Origin of the sequence: Bradyrhizobium sp. Leo170, assembly GCF_004296405.1 — a bacterium.
Taxonomy (GTDB): domain Bacteria; phylum Pseudomonadota; class Alphaproteobacteria; order Rhizobiales; family Xanthobacteraceae; genus Bradyrhizobium.
In genome coordinates, this window is the sequence record NZ_PSRR01000603.1 from 1 (window position 1) to 2541 (window position 2541).

General features: G+C 63.4%; 3 protein-coding genes. All 3 read right to left on the reverse strand.

Translation table 11 applies throughout. The features are described 5' to 3' along the window. Positions 1-34 precede the first annotated feature (34 nt). The 3 genes from tnpC to tnpA all read right to left on the reverse strand — a co-directional run bounded on the left by tnpC (position 35) and on the right by tnpA (position 2482). Complete coding sequence (gene tnpC / locus CWO89_RS42990) at positions 35-1663, reverse strand: IS66 family transposase (RefSeq protein ID WP_130584242.1); 1629 nt, start codon at positions 1661-1663, stop codon at positions 35-37. A 70-nt stretch (positions 1664-1733) separates the two neighbouring features. Next, positions 1734-2081 carry an IS66 family insertion sequence element accessory protein TnpB gene (tnpB, locus tag CWO89_RS42995; RefSeq protein ID WP_130584243.1) on the reverse strand — a complete coding sequence of 116 codons (348 nt, stop codon included), beginning with the start codon at positions 2079-2081 and terminating at the stop codon, positions 1734-1736. Continuing rightward, positions 2078-2482: an IS66-like element accessory protein TnpA gene (tnpA, locus tag CWO89_RS43000; RefSeq protein ID WP_028141346.1), complete on the reverse strand. Its 405-nt coding sequence runs from the start codon at positions 2480-2482 to the stop codon at positions 2078-2080. Before tnpA ends, tnpB begins: the two co-directional genes overlap by 4 nt. Between the last annotated feature and the right edge of the window lie 59 nt (positions 2483-2541).

Below are 2541 nucleotides of genomic sequence, written 5' to 3' on the forward strand. Positions count from 1 at the left end.
CGTAAGCATCCGGTGAGGACCGCGTAGCTGTCACTCAGGCTGCTTGGTTGACTTGCTTATTTCGGTCGCGCCAATTCCAGGGCAAAAGTTGGTCGAGCCGTTGGACGGGATGTGCAGCGATGCGTGCCAGGACGTCGGCGAGCCAAGCTTGTGGATCCACGTCGTTCATTTTGGCTGTGACGATCAGGCTGTACATCATCGCGGCACGGTCGCCGCCGCGGTCGGAGCCACAGAACAGCCAAGACTTCCGCCCCAGGGCGATGCCGCGCAGGGCTCGTTCGGCGGCGTTGTTCGACAGGCAGATGCGGCCATCGTCGAGGAAGCGGGTAAACGCATCCCAGCGCTTGAGCATGTAGTCCATCGCCTTGGCAACGTCGTTGCGCCGGGAGAGCTTGGCGCGTTGTTCACGCATCCAGACTTTCAGATCGGCAATCAGCGGCGCGCTCAGCTCCTGGCGGACGGCCCGGCGCCGTTCGGGCGTCTCGCCGTTGATGCCTCGCTCGATCTCGAACAAGGCGTCGATCCGGCGGACTGCTTCCAGTGCCAGAGGCGAGATCACCGCTGGCTTTTTGCCTTGTACCTTGCGGCGCGCATTCTCCGCCAGATCAGCCATCACGAAGAACGGTCGTCGGGCATGGACCCAACACGCCGCTTCCAGGATCGGACCTCCGTTGCGGCCCGGGTCGTAAAGCTTGCCATAGCCGCCATAGGCATCGGCCTGGAAGATGCCGCTGTAGCCGGCCAGATGGGCCTGGGGATGCTCGCCGGCGCGATCGCGCGAGTAATAAAACACTGCTCCCGGCGGGGCCTGCCCGCCAAAAGGCTTGTCGTCGCGTACATAGACCCAGATGCGGCCGGTGTCGGTCTTGCCTTTGGCCAGGACCGGCACCGTCGTGTCATCCCCGTGCAATCGCTCGGCACTCAGCACATGGGCCTCGAGGCGCCGGAACAAGGGCGTCAGCGCAACTGTGCAGCCACCAACCTGGTCGGCGAGGGTCGACAGGCTGATCGGCACGCCTTCCTTGCCATAGCGTTCGGCCTGACGGTTCAGCGGCTGGTGCTGGCCGAACTTCTCGAACAGCACCATCGCCAGTAAGCTGGGGCCGGCCCAACCACGGGCGATGACGTGGAACGGCGCCGGGGCCTGGCTGATCTTCTCGCAATCACGGCAGCTGAACTTCTCCCGGACGTGCTGGATCACCTTCCAGGACTTCGGGATCACCTCCAGCGTCTCGGTGATGTCCTCCCCGAGCTTGGACAACCTCGCTCCGCCGCAGCAGGCGCACGCCACAGGTCCCGGCACGAGCACCCGCTCGCGAGGCAGATGGTTCGGGAGCGGCTGGCGCGACGGCCTCTTGCGCGTGAACGAGGCCACCTTCGTCGTCTTGGCCGCGGCCATTTCGGCAGCGAGTTCGTCCTCAGTCGCTGAGGCCTCGAGCTCCTCCAGCGTCAGTTCGAGCTGATCCAGCAGCCTTGCGGTACGCTCCGAGCGAGGGCCATAACGATCACGGTTCAGCTTTTCGATCTGCAGCTTCAGGTGAGCGATCAGCGCATGGTCGTCGGACTGCTGGGCGCGAACGCTGGCGAGTTCGGCGCGCGTCGCCAGCAACGCCGCTTGCAGCGCCTCAATGTCTTCCGGCAGCTTCTGGGGACCGTCACCCATGCACCGATGGAATCACAAAAGCGACGATTTGGCGTGCGCTTTTTGCAATCTCACGGGACTATTGCGCAACCTATCCTGCGCTCTGCGGCCGCCAGCTGTGTTGCGGATTGCGCCAGTCGATCGCTTCCAGCAAATAGCCCATCTGAGCTGCGGTCAGCGATACCACGCCATCCGCCGTCGCCGGCCAGATGAAGCGGCCACGGTCCAGTCGCTTGGCGTAGAGCGACAGCCCGACCCCATCGTGCCAAAGGGCTTTGATCAGGGTGCCAGCACGACCACGGAACACAAAGACGTCGCCGGCAAAAGGATCCCGCCCCAGCCCCTCCTGCACCAGCAATGCCAGACCCTGCATGCCTTTGCGCATGTCCGTGTGACCGGTTGCGATCCAGATCCTCGCCCCTGCCGCGATCGGGATCATCGCCGCTCCAGCAGATCCAATACGCGAGACAACGCGGTCATATCAACGCCGGCGTCCACGATCACCCGACAGGCCTTGCCGACGACAATCTCCATGCGTCCGCTCGCTGGCCCCGCTAAAGCTACTGGCGGCGCCGGCGGTTGGTCCGGCATCACCATCGCTGGCACAAACGCTGGCTGAGGTTGTTCAGTATTGCTCGTCCGCGTCCCAAACGATCGTCGCCAAGTCAACAGGAGCGAGCGCGAGATGCCGTATCGTCGTGCTGTCGACGAGACCGCGCGCGGGGCCTGCAAACTCTCCAGAACGATCTTGAGTTTCTCATCATCGGTCCAGCGACGGCGACGGCCAGTCTCGACAACCTCGAACCGTTCAATCTGAGCACTGAACTTATTGCTGTCCATAAGAGCTGTTACACAGCACTCGTATTACCCCGACAAGGCGGCCTTCACCGGAGGGAGAC

What these genes read in the sequence shown, in the direction of transcription:
- tnpC (WP_130584242.1), bottom strand. Translation starts at nt 1,663, where the DNA reads ATGGGTGACGGTCCCCAGAAGCTGCCGGAAGACATTGAGGCGCTGCAA.
- tnpB (WP_130584243.1), bottom strand. Translation starts at nt 2,081, where the DNA reads ATGATCCCGATCGCGGCAGGGGCGAGGATCTGGATCGCAACCGGTCAC.
- tnpA (WP_028141346.1), bottom strand. Translation starts at nt 2,482, where the DNA reads ATGGACAGCAATAAGTTCAGTGCTCAGATTGAACGGTTCGAGGTTGTC.